Origin of the sequence: Mycobacterium sp. E2497 (genome assembly GCF_001668695.1) — a bacterium.
Lineage (GTDB): Bacteria > Actinomycetota > Actinomycetes > Mycobacteriales > Mycobacteriaceae > Mycobacterium.
Window position 1 is genome coordinate 1 of record NZ_LZKD01000150.1, and the last position, 20,633, is coordinate 20,633.

General features: G+C 69.3%; 14 protein-coding genes and 3 pseudogenes. 3 read left to right on the forward strand and 14 right to left on the reverse strand.

Features of this window, described 5'->3' with window-relative positions; genetic code table 11:
* Positions 1–563: pseudogene (locus A5713_RS28750) on the forward strand (short-chain dehydrogenase); the annotation flags it as partial.
* On the opposite strand, the gene A5713_RS13620 reads toward A5713_RS28750, so the two are convergent.
* The 13 genes from A5713_RS13620 to A5713_RS13680 all read right to left on the reverse strand — a co-directional run bounded on the left by A5713_RS13620 (position 556) and on the right by A5713_RS13680 (position 19,747).
* Positions 556–2,340, reverse strand: a complete 1,785-nt coding sequence (locus A5713_RS13620) for an acyl-CoA dehydrogenase family protein (protein WP_068096193.1) — start codon at positions 2,338–2,340, stop codon at positions 556–558. The pseudogene A5713_RS28750 and the gene A5713_RS13620 overlap by 8 nt on opposite strands.
* Before the next feature lie 10 nt (positions 2,341–2,350).
* Positions 2,351–2,731 (reverse strand): FHA domain-containing protein, encoded by a 381-nt coding sequence (locus tag A5713_RS13625; RefSeq protein ID WP_068096211.1) that lies wholly within the window; start codon positions 2,729–2,731, stop codon positions 2,351–2,353.
* 65 nt (positions 2,732–2,796) lie between these two features.
* Positions 2,797–3,264, reverse strand: a complete 468-nt coding sequence (locus tag A5713_RS13630; protein WP_067917644.1) for a hypothetical protein — start codon at positions 3,262–3,264, stop codon at positions 2,797–2,799.
* A 123-nt stretch (positions 3,265–3,387) separates the two neighbouring features.
* Positions 3,388–3,894 (reverse strand): hypothetical protein, encoded by a 507-nt coding sequence (locus A5713_RS13635; RefSeq protein ID WP_068096195.1) that lies wholly within the window; start codon positions 3,892–3,894, stop codon positions 3,388–3,390.
* Positions 3,895–4,053: 159 nt separating this feature from the next.
* Positions 4,054–7,266: an arabinosyltransferase domain-containing protein gene (locus tag A5713_RS13640; protein ID WP_068096197.1), complete on the reverse strand. Its 3,213-nt coding sequence runs from the start codon at positions 7,264–7,266 to the stop codon at positions 4,054–4,056.
* Positions 7,263–10,598 (reverse strand): arabinosyltransferase domain-containing protein, encoded by a 3,336-nt coding sequence (locus tag A5713_RS13645; RefSeq protein WP_156751876.1) that lies wholly within the window; start codon positions 10,596–10,598, stop codon positions 7,263–7,265. The genes A5713_RS13640 and A5713_RS13645 overlap by 4 nt, the downstream gene beginning before the upstream one ends.
* 69 nt (positions 10,599–10,667) lie before the next feature.
* Positions 10,668–11,291, reverse strand: a complete 624-nt coding sequence (locus tag A5713_RS13650; protein ID WP_068096199.1) for a maleylpyruvate isomerase family mycothiol-dependent enzyme — start codon at positions 11,289–11,291, stop codon at positions 10,668–10,670.
* Between the two features lie 13 nt (positions 11,292–11,304).
* On the reverse strand, positions 11,305–14,583 hold the full coding sequence (locus tag A5713_RS13655; RefSeq protein ID WP_068096201.1) for an arabinosyltransferase domain-containing protein: 3,279 nt from the start codon (positions 14,581–14,583) through the stop codon (positions 11,305–11,307).
* On the reverse strand, positions 14,580–16,574 hold the full coding sequence (locus A5713_RS13660; protein ID WP_068096203.1) for a galactan 5-O-arabinofuranosyltransferase: 1,995 nt from the start codon (positions 16,572–16,574) through the stop codon (positions 14,580–14,582). Before A5713_RS13660 ends, A5713_RS13655 begins: the two co-directional genes overlap by 4 nt.
* Positions 16,575–16,576: 2 nt before the next feature.
* Positions 16,577–17,341, reverse strand: a complete 765-nt coding sequence (locus A5713_RS13665) for a decaprenylphospho-beta-D-erythro-pentofuranosid-2-ulose 2-reductase (RefSeq protein ID WP_068096205.1) — start codon at positions 17,339–17,341, stop codon at positions 16,577–16,579.
* 11 nt (positions 17,342–17,352) lie between these two features.
* Positions 17,353–18,753 carry an FAD-binding oxidoreductase gene (locus A5713_RS13670; RefSeq protein WP_068096207.1) on the reverse strand — a complete coding sequence of 467 codons (1,401 nt, stop codon included), beginning with the start codon at positions 18,751–18,753 and terminating at the stop codon, positions 17,353–17,355.
* A gap of 32 nt (positions 18,754–18,785) precedes the next feature.
* Positions 18,786–19,214, reverse strand: coding sequence for a GtrA family protein (locus A5713_RS13675; protein WP_068096209.1), 429 nt, complete (start codon positions 19,212–19,214; stop codon positions 18,786–18,788).
* A gap of 53 nt (positions 19,215–19,267) precedes the next feature.
* Positions 19,268–19,747 carry a GreA/GreB family elongation factor gene (locus A5713_RS13680; protein WP_067920253.1) on the reverse strand — a complete coding sequence of 160 codons (480 nt, stop codon included), beginning with the start codon at positions 19,745–19,747 and terminating at the stop codon, positions 19,268–19,270.
* A gap of 186 nt (positions 19,748–19,933) precedes the next feature.
* Between A5713_RS13680 and A5713_RS13685 the strand changes: the two genes are divergently transcribed.
* The gene (locus A5713_RS13685) at positions 19,934–20,296 is read left to right on the forward strand and encodes a DUF732 domain-containing protein (RefSeq protein ID WP_067920251.1); all 363 of its coding nucleotides are present in this window, start codon (positions 19,934–19,936) and stop codon (positions 20,294–20,296) included.
* A gap of 12 nt (positions 20,297–20,308) precedes the next feature.
* Here A5713_RS13685 and A5713_RS29695 read toward each other — a convergent pair.
* Positions 20,309–20,461 (reverse strand): annotated as a pseudogene (locus A5713_RS29695) (ABC transporter permease); the annotation flags it as partial.
* Between A5713_RS29695 and A5713_RS29700 the strand changes: the two are divergent.
* Positions 20,435–20,633: pseudogene (locus A5713_RS29700) on the forward strand (ABC transporter permease); the annotation flags it as partial. The pseudogenes A5713_RS29695 and A5713_RS29700 sit on opposite strands and share 27 nt — an antisense overlap.

Below are 20,633 nucleotides of genomic sequence, written 5' to 3' on the forward strand. Positions count from 1 at the left end.
CGCATGCGCAGCTCATCGGGGACCTGCTGGGCTCGTTCTCCGTGCCGGCCCGCGTGGTGCTCGTCGGCTCGAACACCTACCACCAGAACGTGTTTCGCCGGTGGCTGCGCGTCCCGCCGGCGCGCTGGCGCGATCCGCTGGAGCAGGCCCGGCCCACCCCCGCGGACACACCGTCGACGTTCGAGCAATCTGGGATCGCCTATTCCAACTCGAAACTCGCCCTCCTGTATTACGCGCACGAACTGCAACGGCGCGCCCCCGACGGAGTCAACGTGACGGTGTTCGAGCCGGGATTCATGCCGGGCACCGGGCTGAGCAGGGCCCATGGTCCCGCCATGCAGCAGGTGGGGCGCGTCATCGAGCGAATCCCTGGGGTGTCTGCCCCGCGCCGGTCTGGCCCCGCGCTGGCATCGATCGTGCTCGACGGCCGGTGGGCGCATCTGCGCGACGGCGCGTTCGTCGTCAAAACCCAAGAGCGCCAGGTGAAACCGTTCGCGCAGGATCGTCAGCGTGAAGCGCGGCTGTGGGAGGCCACCACCGAACTGCTCGACGCCGTCAAGTGAGCGCGTAACCCGTCAGCGCGCCGTCGGCCAGTTCGTCGAAGCGCTCGAGCGCCTCGTCACGGTCGGCGTCGATGCCGCGCAGCGCTCCGCGGTCGGCGAGATACCGCTGCGCGTGGAGCCGGGCGACCAGCGCCTTGCGCTCCCCGCCGCGGGTCGCGCGTTCCCAGGCGGCCTGCTCGGTGAGTAGCGCGCCCGCGTAGACGTCACCCATGAATTGGGCCAGCGGGAAGAGCCGCGCCTCGGCCACGTCGTGGTCCAGTTTGGACCAGGCGCTGATCGCTGCGTCCAGGTCCTCGATGCGCCCGGCGACCAGCCGGGTGGTGTCGTCGTCGTCGGACACCGAGACCGCGTCGCGCAGCCGCGCCAGCAACGCCTCGTGCGCGCGGGTCTGCTCGATGCCGCGCCGCACGTCCAGGCAGAGGATGTTGTCGGGTCCCTCCCAGATGGTGTTGACCTGCGCGTCGCGCAGCAGCCGGGCCACCGGCCAGGTCTCGATATAGCCGTTGCCGCCATGGATTTCGATGGCATCGGACGCCGCGGTGATCCCGAGCCGGCAGGCCTTGAGCTTGGTGACCGGGACCGCGATGCGCTGCCGCATGCCGCGCGGCTGGCGGTGGTTGGTGGCGCCGGTGCCGTCGAAAACCATTGCCTGCGCGGCTTCGACATCGACGATCATCTCGGCCAGCTTGCGCCGCATCAGCGGCTTGTCGATGAGCGCGCCGCCGAACGCGTGCCGCCGCCGGGCGTAACACAGCGACTCGACCAGGGCGCGGCGCGCGTTGCCGAGCCCGAACAGGGCGATACCCAGGCGCGCGGCGTTGGTCAGCTCCATCATGCGGCCCAGCCCCTTGCCGTCGGACGGGCCCGCCCCCCCGGTGGGTTCGCCGGACAGCAGAAACGCCTCGGCGTCAACGAATTCCACCTCACCGGAGGCCACAGACCGGGTGCCGAGCTTGTCCTTGAGGCGGCGCACCCGCACCCCGTTGCGCGACCCGTCGCGGCGGGTGCGCAGCACCAGGAAGTTGGCGACGCCGCGCGTCGAGTCGGGCGCTCCCTCCGGTTTGGCCAGCACGACGAACGCTTCGCCGGCGCAGTTGGAGGCAAACCACTTGAAGCCGTTGAGAATCCAGGCGTCACCTGCGCGGGTCGCGGTGGTCTCCAACGCGCCCAGGTCCGAGCCGCCGGTGCGTTCGGTCAGTAGTTGCGCCGTCTCGCCCGCCCACTCGCCGGAGGCGAATTTGGCCAGCACGTGCTCGCGTACGTCGGCGGGCGCGTAGGCGGCCACCAGCGACTGGACCATGCCGCCGCCCGTGCCGAGTGCGCAGCCCATCCCGATATCGGCCTGGTTGAGTAGATAGTTCGACGCGAACAGGCCCAGACCCGAGCTGACTTTGGCGGCCCGCGCATCGTTGCGCAGGGCCTGCTGGGCGTCCAGGACGGCGCGCTTGGACTGGGTGAAGGAGGCCGGCATGACGACCTGGCTGATGTCGTGGCCCCAGCGGTCGTACCGCTCGAGCCGGGGCGGGTTGCGGTCGGTCTCCTCGGCCCATCTCGCGATCGGTCCGCCCATCAGCTCGCCCATGCGCGCCAGGTGCGGCTCTATGACCCTCAGCTCGTCGGGCTGCAGGTAGTACGCCATGGTGAACTGCAGGGTGGGGTCGGTGAGGTACCAGTTGAGACCCACGGCCCCGCGGTAGCTCTCGGTCCGGTAGCGCTGGGCCTTTTCCTCGGTGGCGAAGGGCAACCGATCCACCGCCTCAACGGCGTAGTCGCTCATGGCACAGACGCTACGCGTTGGCGAGGAAAAGCAGACGCACCCTGCCGAGCTGGATTTCGTCGCCGTCGGCCAGCACGGCGGAGTCGACGGCCTCGCGGTTGAGATACGTGTGGTTCATGCTGCCCACGTCGACGATGCGGAATTGGCCGCCCTCGCTGAGGAATTCGGCATGCCGACGGCTGACCGTGATGTCGTCGAGGTAGATGTCGCTTTCCGGGTGCCGGCCCGCCGACATGACGGGCTGGGTCAAGGCGAACCGTGACCCGGTGTTGGGCCCGCGCGTGACGACCAGCATCGCGGAGCCCGGGCTCAACGCCGGCCTGTTCTCGACCGCCGCTTCGGCAGCGGCGGTTACCGGCGCGTCGAACTCGGCGGTTACGGCGGCGCCCATGTCACCGGTCAGCTCCTCCGAGCCCTCCCCCGCGGTTGGCCGGTGCGGCGGCGATCCTTCGTTGTTCACGCGGCTCGCGGCAGATCCGGATTCGCCGCTGCCGCTTGCGATGTCGGCCGCTGCGGTGCGGGTGCCCAGCCGACGTAGGTGAGGTACAGGCCGACGAGGGCGAAGATCACGCAGAGCGTGATCCACCAGGCCTGCGCGCCGATCATGTCATCCGCCAGCGACGCGAAGAACCGGGGAAAGGCCACCAGCAGCACCCCGCGCAGCACGATCAGCCAGCCGAGCAGGGAAACGATGGCGGCCGCGGCGCCTTTCCAGCTTCGGTGCGCGGCAACGATGCTCAGGCCGACCAGCAAGATGAAGGCGCCCGTCACGAAGGTCCACATCGAATTCGCCTCGAACTGTGACAGCAGCGACTGCATGTCCGAGGCGCGCGCCACCGCCGTCACGTCGACGATGACGAGGAAGGGGCCGAGCACACGCGAGAAAAAGCGCGTCGCGGTCTGTGATTGTGGTGAGTCGTTCATGGCCGTGCCTCTCATCCTCCGCCGGTCATTCGGCGATCCCCATTATCGGAGCACTTGACCGAGGCGCCGAGATAGGGACTTTTGGCCTGCGTCGGCGGGACCGAAGTGATGGCGGGACGGCGGCTATACCGGCGCGACGAACTCGGAGGTGTAAAACTCCGCCGGATTCTGCGAGTTTCCGTTTCGCCGCTCGATAATCACCCACACGCCCGTCGTGCCGGGCCGAATGGTGTCTTGCACGGTCGCCGTGCCGTTGCCCGCCCCGTCGATGTCCATGCCGGAGAACGCGGTGCCGGGGTCGCCCGGTCCGCAGGTGCTCGACGCCGGTCGCGGCATCTGGATGAGCCCGACGTCGAAGTGGGTTCCGGGCTCGGGCTCGTCGTACAGATGCACCTCCGCGACCGCCCTCGACCCGGAGGTATTGATCAGGGCGGAACCGGTGCCGAGCATTGGGCTGGGCACCTTCGGCGCCACTCCGACGCGGCTGAAATCGCAACGCCGCAAATAGTTGTCCAGGGCCACCGTGGTGCCGCCGTCGGCGGCCGCCGCGGTGATTTCGAACGTCACCGCCGGGGCGCTCGCCGCGATGGTCACCGCCGCACATGTTCCCAGCCTTCTCAGCACGCTCATGGGGCCACCTATTGTTCCGGTGTGAAGTGGATCACAGCGGAATAGGTATTAACCCGGGCGCGGTGAAATCAAACGTTTTTTGCAAACAATTACTAGATCGTCAATTTCCGCGCTTTATTTGGCGGCTGACGAATTACGGCTCGAATCCGATAAAGGCCGCTAGGGCTTAATTCGGATTGGTCCCGGGGACCACCACCCGCTGCGGGTCGCGGTGCCCAGGTCGAGCGTCGCGGGCGTGGCGTCGGCGACGGTGTCGAACTTGCGCAGCGATCCCCAGTCCCGCCCCCAGTCGTGGGACAGGTAAGTCGACATCACGTGGGCCCGTAGCAGCAGGTCGGTGATGCCCAGCAGGCCGCCGTTCACGCCGTCCTGCCAGGTGTCGGTGTCCTGCTTCTTGGCGTTGTAGTCCGGCGTGATGCGGAACTTGGGGATCTCGGTGACGCCGTTGACGTGCAGCATCGGCTGCTGGCACGGGAAGGCCAGCCCGACCGCCCAGTCCATCAGCACCGGCTGTGTCGAGCCGACGTACTCCTGCAACGAGCGCAGCTCCGGCACCCGCGGCGGGGTCAGCGCGATCCAGTCATCCGGCGTCAGGGACAGGTCCTCGGCGACCACCCGCACCGCGACCGCGTCGGCGGGGATCTGGGCGCGGGGGAAGCGCAGGTTGCGCCATACCTTCGGCTGCTCGCCGTAGAGGTCGTAGGGCACCAGCCGTCCGGCGGGCAGCACGGCGCCGCCGGGGCCGGGCCTGCCGATTTCCAATTCCACGGTCTGCCCGTTGGTGTGGTGATGCAGGATGCTGTTGCCGGAGATGGTGCCCGCGGCGGTCACCACCACCAGCGGGTGCGCGGCGTCGGGCTTCGGCAGCTGATACCACGCCGAGGTCAGCTTGCTCTGCTGCTGTGCGCCGGTGGTGTAGCTGCCGGCCAGCGGAACCTGATCGGGGTTGAGCCCGTAGGGCAGCGGCACGGTGGACCCGTTGATGCCCGGCGCCGTGAGCTTGAGCGGCGCGTCCCAGTCGTAGTCGGTGCCGGGCTGCGGCACTGACGTCTCCTTGACCGACTCGGCCAGGGTGCGGTCCGGCACGCCGTTGGGGGTGAAGCCGGTGGGGTTGACGCCACCCAGGGGGCCCAGCGGACCCCAGTTGCCGGGCAGGGCCGCCATGAAGCCCGCGTTGCTGTCGGGCTCGACGAGAATGTCGTCGGCCAGCCCGCATCCCCCGCTGAACTCGCGCAGGTTGTCCCAGGCGTTGGAGTAGGTGGGGTACTGACGCACGATGCCGGCCACCATGGACGCGACGAACACCAGCGCCATGAAGCCCGCGGCAATGGGGATGGGCGCCGCCGTCGCTGCACGCGCCAACCGGCCCTCGCCATGGCCGGTGTCGGCGAAGTGCAGCCACGCCGCGTACACCGCGGCGATCGCGAACAGCGCGAAAAATATTGTGCTGATTGTGATTCCGCCGACCTTCGGCATGCTGCTGTTGAACGGCACGCCGTAGCTGGAGACGTACCACCAGCCGTTGGTGGTGGCGAAACACAGCGCCAGGATGAACAACACCGCCGCCAGGAACGCCATCCGGTTGCGCGACCAGCGCAGCACCTCATGCGACACCAGCACCGTCGTCAGCGCGGCCATCGCGGCGCCCACCGCCGCGAACAGGCCGAAATGGTGCACCCACTTGGTCGGGGTGAACATCAGGAAGAACATGGTGCCGAAGATGACGCCCATCAAACGCCAGGCCGGTCCGCGGGCGACGCCGGGAACTCGCTTGCGCCGCAACATGATGAACAGGGTGGTGAAGAGGCACAGCGCCGTGATCAGGAAGCCGAAGCGGCGCGAGAGCGAGCCGTCCACGGTGGGCAGGATCAGGTAGTAGTAGCGCAGGTTCTCGGTGTACCAGGCCTGGCTGGGCCCGATGGCGGTGCGAATCCTGGTGGCCTCCAACACCGTTGCCAGCGTCTGGTCGGCGAACACCACGGTCAGGATCACGGTGCCGGCCGCCAGCATCGGGGCCACCAGGGGCAGCGTGCCGACCAGCCGGTGGCGGCGCACCAGGATGCGCAGGATCGGGCGACCACCGGCGACCAGCGCGGCGACCGCGATCAACCCGGTGGGCTGGACGCCGAGCGTGAACGCCGCGGTGATGACCGCCAGCGCGGCGGGCGTCAGCCTGCTGTAACGCATCGAGCGCTCGATCAGCACATAAGTGACCAGCGAACCGAGGGCGATGATCGGCTCGGGGCGCAGGCCGTTGTCGAAGGGCATCCATGCGGTCAGCAGCACCATCCCGGCGGCCCAGTTCGCGGCCTTGCTGCCGGCCACGGCCGGACCCAGCCGGGGGAGCACCTCACGCGAGAGCAGCAGCCAGCACAGAATGCCCGCGATGAGGTCGGGCAGCCGCATCCACAGGCTGGCGTCGCTGACGTGGGTCATCAGCGCCAGCAAGTTGTAGTACCAGCCGAAGGGGTCCTCGGGGCTGCCGAACCAGCGGAAGTAGTTCGACATGTAGCCCGCATGGTCGGCGACCCGGGCCATGCCCAGGATGTAGCCGTCGTCCGACGAGTTCGCTCCGATCACGTGCCAGAGCACAAAGCCGAAGATCACCACGACGTCTGCCAGGGTGAACGTGCGCCAGTTCGCGGGGATGAGGCGGCGCATGCGGTGGCCGTCCAACTGGTCGAGGCGCCACAGCGCGACCAGCGCGACGATGGTCGACACGATCGCCAGCACCATCGCGGCCAGCTTCAGCGTCGTCGGTGTGGTGGAGAAGCGGGTGTCGATGGTCGCCGAGAACTTCAGACCCGGCGGGGCCGGGCCGCTGAGATCGGTGAACACCCCCACGATCTGCGGCCGCAGGTTCGGGTCCGGGAAACCGCCGCTGATCGGTCTGCCCGCCGAATCCTTCAGTCCGACAAAGGTGGCGAAGGCGCCCGCCTTCGTCGAGCTGATCTCGATTCTGGAACAGCCGGGGGCACCTGCGGCTCCTTCGACCTGATCGCGAGGCGCGCTGGCGATCACCACGTTGCGGTCGGTGACGTCCACACGCTTGCCGTTGACGACGACGAACAGCGCGTTGAGCGCGGCGTCCTTGCCCTTCTTGGGCGCCGTGCTCAACACCACGCCGCCCTCGGGTGGCAGGGCGCGCACCGCAGCGCAGGGCACGGTTGCGGTGACGTCGACCGGGGTCAGCGAAATCAGCGGCGCGGTAACGCTATTCAGTCCGCCGTTCTGCGGCCAGTTGAGGGTCGCGGTGGTCTGCACGACCGGTAACAGCGGGGTCGCCACCGACAACACGAACCCGATCAGGCCGGCGATGGTCGCCACCCAGCGCGTCGTCCGCACGTCCTTACCGGCCGTCGTCACGCTCATGGGAGTGCCCGAATCGGTCCCTGCCGGCTCCAGCCGTGCACTGTCATCACACCCTGTTCGATCACGGCGTCCGGCGCCTGGTCGGCCGGCACCAGCCGGAAGTACTGCTCCACGGATCCCCAGTCGCGATACCAGTCGCCACGCAGATACGTCGAGACCGTCGAGGTACGCAGCATCGCCTGGGTGACCAGGAACGGGCCACCGGCCTCGCTGGCCTCCCACCCGTTCGACGACGACGCCGTCTGCTTGTGATCGGGCAGGATGCGGTACTGCGGAAGTTCGGCAACGCCGAGGTGTTCTGAGAACGGCCGCTGGCACGGGAAGTTCGCCGCCGTCGCGATGTCCATCAGCACGGGCGTGCGCGACCCCATCAGCTGCTGCAGGGTTTCCAGCACCGGCACCCGCGGCGGCGTGAACGCGAACCACTGATCCGAACTCAGGTTCGGGTCGTAGGCGACGATGCGCGCCACGTTGGCCTCGGGCGGCGCCCAGGTCAGCGGGAACCGGAGATTGCGCCACGCCGGCTCGGGGCCGATGTCGATCGGCTGCACCTCGCCCAGCGGCTGCGTGGTGCCGTCGGGACGGGTGGCGCCCCACTGCAATTTCAGCGACTGCCCGTAGGTGAAGGTGCCGTCCTCTTTGTAGGACCAGATCGCGCCGGACGCCGACACCACGACGATCGGGCGGTCCGGCGTGCGCGGGGGCAGCTGATACCACGCGGAGGTGGCCGTGGCGGCCAGCGAGTTCTCGCCGTAGCTGCCCATCACCGGGGTGCGGGCCGGGTCGAGGCCGAACGGCAGCGCCGCGTGCGAGCCGTTGACGCCGGCCGGGCCTTTCCCGCCGGCCGTGCCCGCCGAGTCGCTCATCGCCGCGTTGGGCTTGTTGGGTGACGCGTCGGAATTCACCACGCCAGGCTTGGTCACCACCGGATACGACCTCAGGTCATCGCCGACGCCGTCTGGTTTGAAGCCGACCGGGGTGAGACCGCCGAGCGGGCCGTCGGGGCCGAAGGTCTGCCCGGGCGCAGGCTGCAGCATGCCGGCATTGGGGTCGGGCTCGGTCAGCACGTCGTCGGCCATGGCGCAGCTCTGCGGGGTAGTCCCCGCAAAAACCCCAGTGATCGCGGTGAGGTTGGCCTTGGCGGTGGTGTAAAGCGGGTAGCGGAACACCGCGCCCTTGGTCAGCGAGGCGACTTCGCCGACCACCATGATGCTCGCGACCACCAGCAGCGGGGTCGACGCCAGCACGCGGTTGCGCCGGTTGTCCTCGACCTCGGTGTGGCCGGCGTAGTCCATGCGGAAGTGCTGCCATGCGGCCAGCAGCCCGGTGAGGATGGACAAGGTCAGGAACATCGACGTCACCGGATGGCTCGCGATCACCGGCTGGATGTCGTACCACGGCACCCCGTAGTTGCCGACGTAGAACCAGCCGTTGATGCCGGAGGTGGCCCACGCCAGCACGAACAGCAGCGCGGTCACGTACAGCGTCAGGTTGCGTCGGTTGTGCAGGCCGATCCGGGCGAGCGCGAACGCGGTGACCGCGCCCAGCGCGCCGGCCAGTCCGGCGAAGGCGCCGAACTGAACGGCCCACTTGGTTGGGGTGAACGTCAACAGCAACAGGCCGAGGGCCGTGGTGCCGATCAACCGCCACGCCGGGCCGCTGGCCACCCCTGGGACCCGGCCGCGGCGCAGCAGGATGACCAGCATCCCGAACAGGCACAGGAAAAGAACCAGCACCGCGAATCGCCTGGACATGGACCCGTCGGGGTTGGACTCCACCGTGAGGAAGTAGTACCGAAGCCAGTCCTGGTACCAGGCGATCGTCGGCCCGACCTTGTACTTGATGCGCGCCGACTCCGCGACTGCTGCCAGCGTCTGACTGCGGAAGACCACGACGGTGATCAGGAACAGCGACGCCGCCAGCACGGCCAGCGGTGCAAGGAGCCCGTCGGTCGCCCGGCGCCGCCGGATCGTCTGGGCGATCGCCCTCGACCCGGTCAGCAGCGCGGCGACGGCGATCAGGCCCTGCGGCGCGAGCGTCGCGGTGAGCATCGCGACGAAGATGGCGACCGCGGCCGGGGCCAGGCGTTGCAGCGCGATGGCGCGTTCGACCAGCATCCAGGTGGTCAACACGCCGAGCGCGATCAGCGGCTCGGGCCGCAGCCCGTTGTTGAACGGCAACCAGGCGGCCAGGAACACCGCACCCGCGGTGAAGACCGCCACCCGGTTCGCGGCCAGGCCGCCCCTCCCCGGGCCGAGCCTGCGCAGGACGCAATGGCTGATCACCAACCAGCAGGCGATGCCGGCCAGCGTGGCGGGCAACCGCATCCACACGCCGGCGGTGCTCACCGACGCCAACCTGGACAGCAGCCCCAGGTACCAGTCGAACGGCGCGTCCGTCGCGCCGAAGTAGCGGTAGTAGTTGGCGATGTAGCCGGCCTTCGGGGCGACGCGGGCGATGGTCAGGTTGTAGCCGTCGTCGGACGACGTGGCGCCGATGACGTGCCAGAGCAGTAGCGTCGCGATCACCCCGGCGTCGGCGATCCAGGTTGCGACCCCGACGCGGCGCCACGAACTCCACCGCGCCCGGGGGCGGTAACGGGAGAGCCAAGCGATCGGCGACCGCCAGTTCACCAGCGTGCCCCCGCCGCGGCTGCGCCGGTCGAGCGCCGCCAGCGCGATGACGGCCGTCAGGACGGCCAGGGTGCCCACGGCCATGGCCAGCAGCTTGACGGCGGTGGGGGAGGTGATGAACCGGGTGTCGATGTCGACCCGGGCCGACAGCCCGGGCTGGGCGGGCACTTTCAGGTCGGTGAAGATCCCGCCGACCTGCGGCTTCTTGTCCGTGGAGAGTCTTCCCGAGGCGCCGGGGATGCCGACGAACTCCGCTCCCGTGCCGCCGGCGTCGGCCCAGGCGTGCAGCACGCTGCAGGCACCGCCGGCGACGGCGGGCCGCGGCGGCGCGGCGGCGACGGTGTCGCGGAATGCGACCACCACCGAGTCCTTGTCGGCGCGCACGAACAGGCCGTTCTTGCCGGCGTCGACGCCTCCGGCGGGCAGCGTCGAGATCACCAGGCCGCCGCCGGCGGGCAGGGTGGCGATCGCCGCGCACGGGACGGAGATGTCCAGCGCGCGCGGCGCGCCGGACACCAGGGGAGCGGTGACCTGGGTGACGTGCCCGTCCACGATGCCCTGGGGCCACAGCACCGTCGCGGTGGTTTGTCTGACCGGGAGCAGCGGGACGAGTGCGCACAACAGCAGTCCGACGATCCCGGCGACGGCGGCCACCAACCGTGGGATCCGCTGCGATTGCTGATTACCGTCGGGGGACACGAGGCTCGATGGTAAGCGAAGCTGCTTGGTCCGCTGAGGACGCGGGGCCGTGCGGCGGCCCGCGCAGGCTCAGCGGGCGAGCCGCGCGGCCAGCGTCTGCAGCCCGGGGCCGGCGAGGTCGGCGAGGGCCGCGGTCCGTCCGGTCATCGCCATGAGGAGCGCCTCGCCGGGCCCGGTGACCTCCGATCCCCGGCCGTGTTTCCAGTCGACGTCGGTGGCGCGCAGGCGCAGGCCCCGGATGCGGCGGCCGGCGCCGAGCCGGGGGTTGCCGGGCACCAGGGCGAGGACCCGCTCGAGCCGATCGGCGGGGACGGTGCGCGGCCTTCCCAGCGCGCGGCGGATGTCTTGGTGGTGGATGGTGCCGTCGACGAGTGCGATCATTCCGCCGAAACCGGCTGTCAGCCCGCGTGGTTGGAGGTGAGTGCGCAGATAGTCGAGCAGCTGTTGGGCGCTGAGGTGGGCGAACTCGTCGACGCCCACCTGGTTGGCCCGCACGATCCGGCCCTTCGCGAAACGCTCGAGCAGCCCCAGCGCGCCGAGCTCTTCGTAGCTGATCATGTGCGCCACAACGTCTTTGACCGTCCAGCCCGCGCACAAGCTGGGTGCGTCCCACTGCTGCGGCGTCAGCGTTGCGAGAAAGTCCGCCAGGTCGGCCCGCTCGGCGCGGGCCATGCTCATCAGGTCGGTCGTCATCGCCGCCCCCTGCCTAGGTCTTGCGCAGCGGCGCGGGATTCCACAGGCCGCTGCGGGTGGCCGTCCCCAGCTGCAGCCGGGCGGGCTGGGCCTCGGGGTAATACGGCGTCAACCGTTGCAGCGAGCCCCAGTCGCGCGACCAGTCGTCCTTCAGATAGGTGGCCATGGTCGTCGCCTTCACCAGCAGCTCGGTGACACCCAGTGGGCCGCCGCCGTTGTTGTCCATCACCGGCGAGTTGGCTTCGGCACCGAAACGGTCCGGCAGGATGCGCCATTTCGGGGTCTCGTCGACGCCGTTCTGGTGGCCGAACGGCCGCTGGCAGGGGAACGCCAGGCCGACCAGCCAGTCCAAGAACACCGGGTCTTTGGAGCCGACCACGTCCTGCAGCGTGCGCAGCTGCGGAATCCGCGGCGGTGTGAGCGCGATCCAGTGCTGCGGGGCCAGGTCTTCGTCGTCGGCGACCAACCGGATCTGGGTGGCGTTGGCGGGGATGGCCGACAGCGGCAGCCGCAGGTTGCGCCACGCCGGCGACGCCCCCACGTCGGCGAACTGGAACGACCCGCCGGGGTGTCCGCCCGCCGCTTCGTCGTCGGTCGCCCACTGGACCTGAACCTCGCGGGGGTCGAAACGGCCGGCCGCGCTCACCACCAGCAGCGGCCGCGCGCCGTCGCGGGCGGGCAGCCGGTACCAGCCCGATCGCAGATGGGCGGGCACCTGGATGCCCGGGCGCCAGCTGCCGAGCACGGGCGTGCGTGCCGGGTCCAGGTTGTAGGGCAGCTGCGCGACCGATCCGTTGATTCCGGGCGCCGGGGTGGTGCCGCCCTCGGTGCCGGCCTCCGCGCCGGTGACCAGCTTGTCGTCGTTGATGAAGCTGCGGTCACCGGGCCGCTCCATCACCGGGTCGGCCCGGACGTCGGCCGGAATGCCGTTGGGCGTGAAGGCTTCCGACAGGCCCGCCCCCAGTGCTTGTGCTACTACAGGGCCCGCCGTGGCGCTCACCGGGGACAGCATGCCGGCGTTGGGATCCTGTTCCACCAGCACGTCCTCGGCCAGGCCGCAGGACTTGCCGGTAAGCGCCTCGAGGTTGGAGCGACCCACCGACCACGCGGGGTACTGGGCGGTCATCGCCAGGGTCAACGACGCCACCTCGAAGACCACCAGCACCCAGGTCGCAATCGCCAACGGGGACTGGACAATTCCGGCAACTCGCGTGCCCAGGCGGGTTTTGGGCGCGCCGTTGTCGGGATCGACGAAGTGGAACCACGCCGCCAGCAGCAACACGAGGACGGTCAGCCCCAGTAGCGCGGTGGCGAAGGCGTAATGCCATGCCGGGAACGAATTCGACCATGGCACACCAAAATTGGAGACATACCACCAGCCGTTGACGCTGGCGAACGACAGGGCTACCAGGAACAGCACCGCCGCGGCGAACATGGTGCGGTTGCGTCGGGACCGCATCGCCACCGCGGTCACAGCGACCGCCGCGAGCGCACCCAGCGACCCGGCCAGCCCGGCGAACACGCCGAAGTGGTGGGTCCACTTGGTAGGCGTGAACATCATCGCGATGAACGAGATGATGGTGATCCCCAGGATGCGGCGGCTCGGCCCGGCGGCCGTGCCCGGAATCCGGCCCTTGCGCAACGACATCGCGACCGTGATGCCGAGCGCCAAGAGGAGCGCCAGGACGGCGAAGCGGCGGGCGACCGATCCGTCGGGGCTGGCCATGAACAGCCGCTCGTAGCGGATGTGTTCGTCGAACCAGCTCAGGCTGGGCCCGACGGCGCGCTTGAGCATGCTGGCCTGCACCTCGCCGGCCAGGGTCTGGTCGCGGAAGATGAGGATGGCGGCGACGGTGACCGCGGCGAACAGGGGCGCGACCAACGGCAGTGCGCCGAACTGTTTGGACCGGCGGTGCAGGATGGTCCGCAGCGGCCCGATCGCGACCAGCAGGGCACCGATCGAGGCGATGCCCGTCGGCCCGGAGAACAGCGTCAGCGCGCCGATGATGCAGGCGACCGCCACCGGCAGCAGCCGACTGGTGGCCACCGCACGCTCCACCGAGCACCAAGTCAGCAGGATGCCCAGCGCGATGATCGGCTCGGGCCGCAGGCCGTTGTTGAGAGGCAGCCACACGGCCAGGAACATGCCGGCCGCCGTCCACGCCGCGCCGCGGTTCTGTTTGACGGCGTGACCCAGGCGCGGCATCACCTCCCGGCTGATCACCCACCAGCACGTCAGCGCCATCGCCAGGGTGGGCAGCCGCATCCAGATGCTGGCGGTGCTGACGTGGGCCCACAGCGCCAGCAGGTCGTAGTACCAGCCGAAGGGGGCCTCCGGCGTGCCGAACCAGCGGTAGTAGTTGGCCATGTAACCGGCGTGCTCGGACACCCGGGCCATGGTCAGGATGTAGCCGTCGTCGGAGGTGTTCGCGCCGACGAACTGCCACCACACCAGCACCGCGATGACCAGCGCGTCCAGCCCGCTGACCGACCACCAGCGCGACGGCAGGAAGCGGCGGTGGCGGGTACCGTCGGCGGTGTCGAGCAGGTGCAGCGCGACCAAGGCGGCGGCGGTCAGCACCACGCCGAGGATCATCGCCGCCATCTTCAGCTGGGTGGGGCTGCTGCTGTATCGGGTGTCGATGGTCGCCGAGAAGCTCAGGCCCGCCGGCGCCGGCCCGCTGAGATCGGTGAACACACCGACGATCTGGGGCCGGAAGTCGTAGCCGCTCTTCTCCCCGCGCAGCGGCGAGCCGGGGTGCTCCGCGTTGGGTCCCTGGGTCAGCCCGACGAATTCGGCGGTGACCTTCTCGGCGTGTGCGGTGAAGGTCAACCGCTGGCAGGCGGGGCTGAGCACCTGGCTGAGTGGGGCGGTCACCACCGCGACGTTGCGCACCACCACCACGAGATAGTCGTTGGCGCGCTGGATGAGCAGCCCGCGGTCGACGGCCTTGGGGGCCTGCTTGGGCACCGTCGACAACAGCACCGTCTTGCCGGTGTTCGCCGGGCCGGCCAGCCCGGCGGCGGCCTGGCACGGCACGGTGATGTTGAGGTCGGTGGCCACGTACCCGATCAGCGGCGCGTCGACGCTCGCGAAGGCGCCGTTCTGCGGCCAGTTCAGCTGCGCGGTGGTCTGGTTGACCGGCAGCAGGGGGGTGGCGATGGCGAGCAGTGCCCCGAGCAGCCCGGCGACGGTGGCAACCAACCGAGTGATCCGGTGGTTGGCTCCCGTGTCGGTCACGGTGCTAGATGCTAGTTCTTCGACGCTGTGCGGCGAGGTGTCGGTGCTCATGAGCGGCTTATCGCGGGCTTGCGGATGGCCACCACGAACGGACCGGCGCTGTGCACCACGAACTGCGGGCTGTCGAAGAGGGCGGCCCGCAGGTCGACGGTGTAGCGACGGACGTTGGGCTGGTTGGGATACACGTCCTCGGCCAGCCGCAGCGTGTAGTTGCCGTTCGCGCCGCGCCGCATGAGGAAGACCGTGGGCGGCGGCCAGGGACAGGTGTCGAGCGCGTGGATGAGCTCGTCGGCGGATTTGAGCTTGGACCACTTCTTGATCTGAGCGGCCCGCAGGTCGAATTGGGCCAGCGGGTTGGCGTAGTGCGACGTCAGTCCCTGGAATCCCCAATAGGGATAGAAGGACAGGAAGCTGTAGTCGGCGGTCATCACCACGGTCTGGTCGCGCGGCCTGCCGGTGACGGTCGCAATGGTGTGGTCGATGTCGGGGTAGAACTTCTCCGAGCTCGGGGGCCGCCGGTCGCCGCGCTGGCCGTTGCCGTCGGTGTCGGTGTAGGCGATGGTGAGGTCCGGGCGCAGCACGTCGGGAATGTCCTGACTGAACGCGATGGCGGCGGCCAGGCCGATGGCCGCGGCGACGGGAAGGGTCGCTTTTTCCCAGGCGCCGCCCCGCGCGGACAGCGCCCGCACCGCCTCGACGAAGCCGAACGCCCCCGCGGCCACCAGCAGCACGGTCAACGTGGGCTGCAGCCGAAACGACAGCAGCGTGGTGCGCGCCAGCGTGGTCAGCATCGACAGCACCGACCACAGGTAGACGGCCAGCACACCGACGGCAAGGGCGCCGGCCCGCACTGACGATCGGGCCCGCACCACCAGCCACAGGGCGCCGAGCAGGCAGACCGCCCCGAGCAGCGAGAACTGCAGCATCGGGAAGGTCAGGACGGCGCCGTCGGCCGGCAGGTAGTGCTGGGCGCTGCCGGAGTTACTGACCGGACTGCGGGCCGCCCGGACCACGAACGGCAGCCAGGTGGTGCTCGCGATGGCCGCGGCGATGACGGCAATGACGGCCAGCCTGCGCAGCGGGTCGAGGGCGGCCCCGGCGCCGCCCTGCCGCCACCGCACCCCGGCCAGCCACAGGGCCATCAACAGGACCGTGAACGCGCTGAAGCCGAACAGCAGTGTGTACCAGGTAGCGGTGAACCCCAGGAAGAGCCCGGCGGCGATGACGGCGGCCCATCCGCTTCTCGCGCTCGGCTCCGCCGACGCGACCGTGAAGTTAGTTTCACGCTGGGCCTCGAGTGTGCTGTTAACTTCACGCTCGGCGACCACCGCCGCCCAGCCGCCCCCACGCTCGCCGCCGCGCAGACCCGACCAGGTCAACACCAGCACCGGCGGCAGGAGCACGGTGATCATGGCCGCGTAGGGCTCGGGCGAGCCGTAGGCGAGCGTCGCCGCCGCGGTCGCGGTGGTGACGATCAGCGCGTACTCGAAGCGGACCATCCGCCACCACAGCACCAGGGCGACCGCGGCCGCGACGGTGATCGAGGTGACGGCCCACGGCTTGTAGATCTCCCAGGCCGGCGTGCCGCTCAGTGCCGCGGCCCGGCCGCCGATCCAGAACCAGCCCGGCGGGTAGAACGGCGGCAGCCCGAGGTAGGTCATATCGCGCAGGGCGGGGCTGTCGGCGAGCCGGGTCAGGTATTCGGTGCGGAATTGCTGGTCGACGGAGATGCCGAACAGATAGAGCTTGGTCGCGCCGAGCGGCATGCCCAGGGTCACGACGGTGAACGCGGACACGAACGCCAGCCCACCCAGTTGGGCCGCCCACCGATACCGGCCGGACCGTCCCCACGCCCACCCGACGGCCACCAGGCCGGCCAGGCAGCCGACCTGCCCCACCGTGGTCAGCGCGTGCAGCTGGTTGGACGACGGGAAGGCCGGCCACTGCACGCGGGAGATGGCGGCCAGCGACACGACCGCGACGACGACGGCCACCGCGGCCGCCAGCGCCATCTGGCCCAGGGCGGCCAGCGCGTTACGCATGATCAGATTGGCAGCCTGCGGAAGACGCTCCGCGGAATGTGTCGCAACACCATCATCACGTAACGGAATGCTGCCGGCGCCCAAACCAATTCCTTACCCTTTGCGGCCGCGGTCACCGCCAGGTTGGCGACATACTCCTTGTCCACGGTGAGCGGGGCCTCCTTGACGTGGGCGCTCATCCGGGTACGCACCTGACCGGGGCGGATCACCAGAACGCGAACCCCGTACTCGCGCAGCGCTTCCCCGAGTCCCAGATAGAAGCCGTCCAACCCCGCCTTGGTCGAGCCGTAAACGAAGTTGGACCGCCGGACCCGCTCGCCGGCTGCCGAGCTCATCACGATGATCTGGCCGAATCCCTGGGCGCGCATCTTCTCGCCGAGCAGCACCCCCACCGAAACCGCTGCCGTGTAGTTGATCTCGGCGGCCAGCACGGCCTTGTGCTGGTCCTGCCAGAGCTCTTCGGCGTCGCCGAGGATGCCGAACGCGACGATCGCCACGTCAATGTCTCCGTGGGCGAACGCCTCATCCATCATCTTGGGGTGGCTGTCGGGGTCGGTGGCCTCGAAGTCGATCAGCTCCACCGACCGCGCGCCCGCCGCCTTCATCTGGGCGACGGCGGCGTCGCGTCCCGGGTCATTGGGCATGGCGGCCAGCACAATTCGGGCGTGCGCGTTCTGCAGGTAGCGCTCACAGATGGCCAGCCCGATCTCGGACGTACCGCCGAGCAGCAGGATGGCCTGCGGGTTCCCCACGGCATCTAAAACCATTGACGCACCATTTACAGCAGCTCCAAACGTCGGGCCATGTCGGAGGCGAACACCCCGGCGGGATCGACCTTGCGGCGCACGGCGATCCATTCGTCGATCCGCGGGTACATGGCATGGAAGGTCTCGGCGCTCACCCGGGAATCCTTGGCGGTGTAGACCCGGCCCCCGAATTCCAGGACGCGCCGGTCGAGTTCGTTGAGGAACTCGTTGATGCCCGGCTTGTTCGGGAAGTCCATCGCGACGTTCCAGCCGGCCATCGGGAAACTCAGCGGCGCGCGGTTGCCCGGGCCGAACAGCTTGAACACGTTCAGCGCCGAGTAGTGGCCGCGGGTCTGGATCCAGCGGATGATGGCCTTGAACTCGTCCATCGCATCCGGTGGCACCAGGAACTGGTGCTGCGCGAAACCCATTGGGCCGTAAGCGTTGTTCCAGCCGCTGACCAGGTCGAGCATGTGGTAGAACTGCGACAGGTTCATGATCTTGCCGGTGTAGTTTCCGCCCAGCCGGTAGTACACCTCGCCGATGGCCATGAAGGACAGCTTGTTCATCGCGCTGACCGGAAAGATGTCCGGCACCGTCATCAGTTGCGGCGCATCGAATTTCAGTGGATTCTTGGCGAGTTTCTTGGGCAGTTGGTCCAGCTTGGCCAGGCTGCCGCGGCTGACGGCGGCGCGGCCGAGCTTGGGCGGCGGGCTGATCAGGTCGAACCACGCGCTGGAGTAGGTGTAGTTGGCCTCGCTGCCGTCGAGGTGGGCCGCGACCGTCTCGTCGAGGTCCTTGGTAGCCACCCCGTCGGCGATGAAGTACGCCGTCTCCGTCGGCGTCATCTCGATGGTCGCGCGCAGGACGATCCCGGTCAGGCCGTTGCCGCCGACGGTGACCCAGAACAGCTCGGCGTCGGAAGCGTCCGGGCCGTCGGGGGTGATGGTGCGGACGGTGCCGTCGGCCATCAGTAGGTCCATCGAGCGCACGTGGTTGCCGAAGCTGCCCGCGCTGTGGTGGTTCTTGCCGTGGATGTCGCAGGCGATCGCGCCGCCGACCGTGACCTGTCGGGTGCCCGGCAGCACCGGAACCCACAGGCCGAACGGCAGCGCCGCCTTCATCAGCTGGTCCAGGCTGACGCCGGCGTCGACGTCGACCAGCCTGGTGTCGGCGCTGATCGAGTGGATGCGGTCCAGCCCGGTCATGTCGATCACCAGGCCGCCGCCGTTTTGGGCGTTGTCGCCGTAGGACCGGCCCAGCCCGCGGGCGATCACGCCCCGTCCGTGCGGCCCGCCGGATTCGGCGACCCGGGCGACGGCCTTGGCGATCAGCTCGGGATCGCGGGTGGAGAGCACCTCGGCCACCGACGGCGCGGTGCGGCCAAAGCCGGTCAGCCGGGTGGTGGTGGTTACAACGTCGGGGCTCAACATCGTCAAAGAGGGTACCGCCTGCGGGCGTCGGCTCAGCGGATGCGGAAGATTACCGCCCGCTGGACGATGAAGTTGATCACCGTCGCGGTGCCCTGCGCGATCACGAACGCGACCGGGATCGCCCACCCGCGATAGTGCAGAAGCGCCAGGCACAGATGGTTGAGCCCGACCTGGACGGCGAAGGTGATGCCGTAGAGGACCATGACCGCGACGAAGCGCGCGGTGCTCGGGGCCGCCTGGAACGTCCACCGGCGGTTGATCAGGTAGGCGGTGATGGTGCCGACGACGAAGCTGGTGGCCTTGGCCAGGTCGACCTGGACGCCCACCGCCTTGTACAGGGTCAGATACAGGCCGAAGTCCACGATCCCCGCCAGACCGCCGGTGACGACGAACCGCGTCACCTGTGTCGTCAGACTGAGCTGCGGGCTCGGCGGGGCGGCATCGGGCAGCGGGGCAACCATTGGGGGGAGTCTATCGGGGGCCGCCGGAACGGCCGGAGCCGCGGCGGAAGGCGTTAGCGGGGGAGTTTGACCGCTATCAGCTCGACCTGATCCTCGCCCTGGGGCGTCGAGTAGGTCACCGTGTCGCCCGCCTTGTGCCCGGCCAGGGCCTGCGCCAGCGGGCTGCGCGCGGTCAACGTCTCGCCTTCCCGGCCGACGGGCGTCTCCTCGACGATCGAGATCACGTTCATCGTGACCACCTCACCGTCGGAGAACCGCAGGGTCACCTCGGTGCCACCGGGCAGGGTCTCCGACTCGTCGGGTTGCGACGGCCCGGTCCGCAGCCGGCGGTCCAGCTCGTTGATCCGGTCGCTGAGCCCTACCAGCTCCTCGGCGCGCTGGATCGCCTCGGCCGCGTCGCCGTGATCACCCACCATGCCGCGGTCGTTCCTGACCTCGACCTCGAGGCGGTCGCGCCGCTGCCGCAGCCGCTCCAGCTCCGCGGCCAGGTTCTCCCGTGCCGCGTCCGCCGCTGATTGGACCTTCTTGCTCACGTCGATGGACCTTTCGCCCAGTTTGCTCGGGTGGCGTTCCAGTGTTACACCACGGCGAGGCGGCCGCCACCATTATCGGGGAAGCGCCTGACCGCGTTGCGGAACCGATATCCGATCGGTTTGCGGGATCCAGAACGGCTTCTCGAAGCCGTCCTCCCGACGCTGCGGGTGCCTATCTTGGTAAGTATGAACGTCGGTCTGCGGACGTGGTCGGCACTCGGTGCGGGCCTGCTGTTCGCCGCGGTGTTGTGCTCCGCCCCGGCGGCGGCGGATCCGCCGGACGACGCCTTCCTGGGGGCCTTGGCGGACAACGGGATCACCATGCAAGACCCCGGCACCGCGATCTCAATGGCCCACACCGTCTGCGCCGGGCTGGACAGGAACCAGAAGTCGAGTGTCCTGGCGATGAAGGTGATGAAGGACGCCAACCTCTCGGCCCGGCAAGCGGGGTTCTTCGTCGGGCTCTCCGTCTCCGCCTACTGCCCGCAATACAAAGGGCAGACCGACGGCTCGTTGGACTGGCTCAATCCACTGCCGCCACTGATGTGAGCCGGTGCCCGGCTACACCCAGTAGGGAACGCGCGCGCGGTACTGCCGCATCGCGACCGCGGCCAGCAGCCAGCCGACGACGGTCAGCACCGCCACCACGGCCCAGTGCCGCAGCTCCTGGTGGGCGCCCAGCAGCGGGGCCCGAACGATGTCGAGGTAGTGCAGCTGCTGTTCTTCATGACGCCGATCATCTGGAACGACGACACCTTGCGGCAGCAGGGGGCGGGGCGCTGGTCGAGCATCGTCGAGCTCAACCCACTGCTGCACTACCTCGACATCGTTCGGGCCCCGCTGCTGGGCGCCCACCAGGAGCTGCGGCACTGGGCCGTGGTGGCGG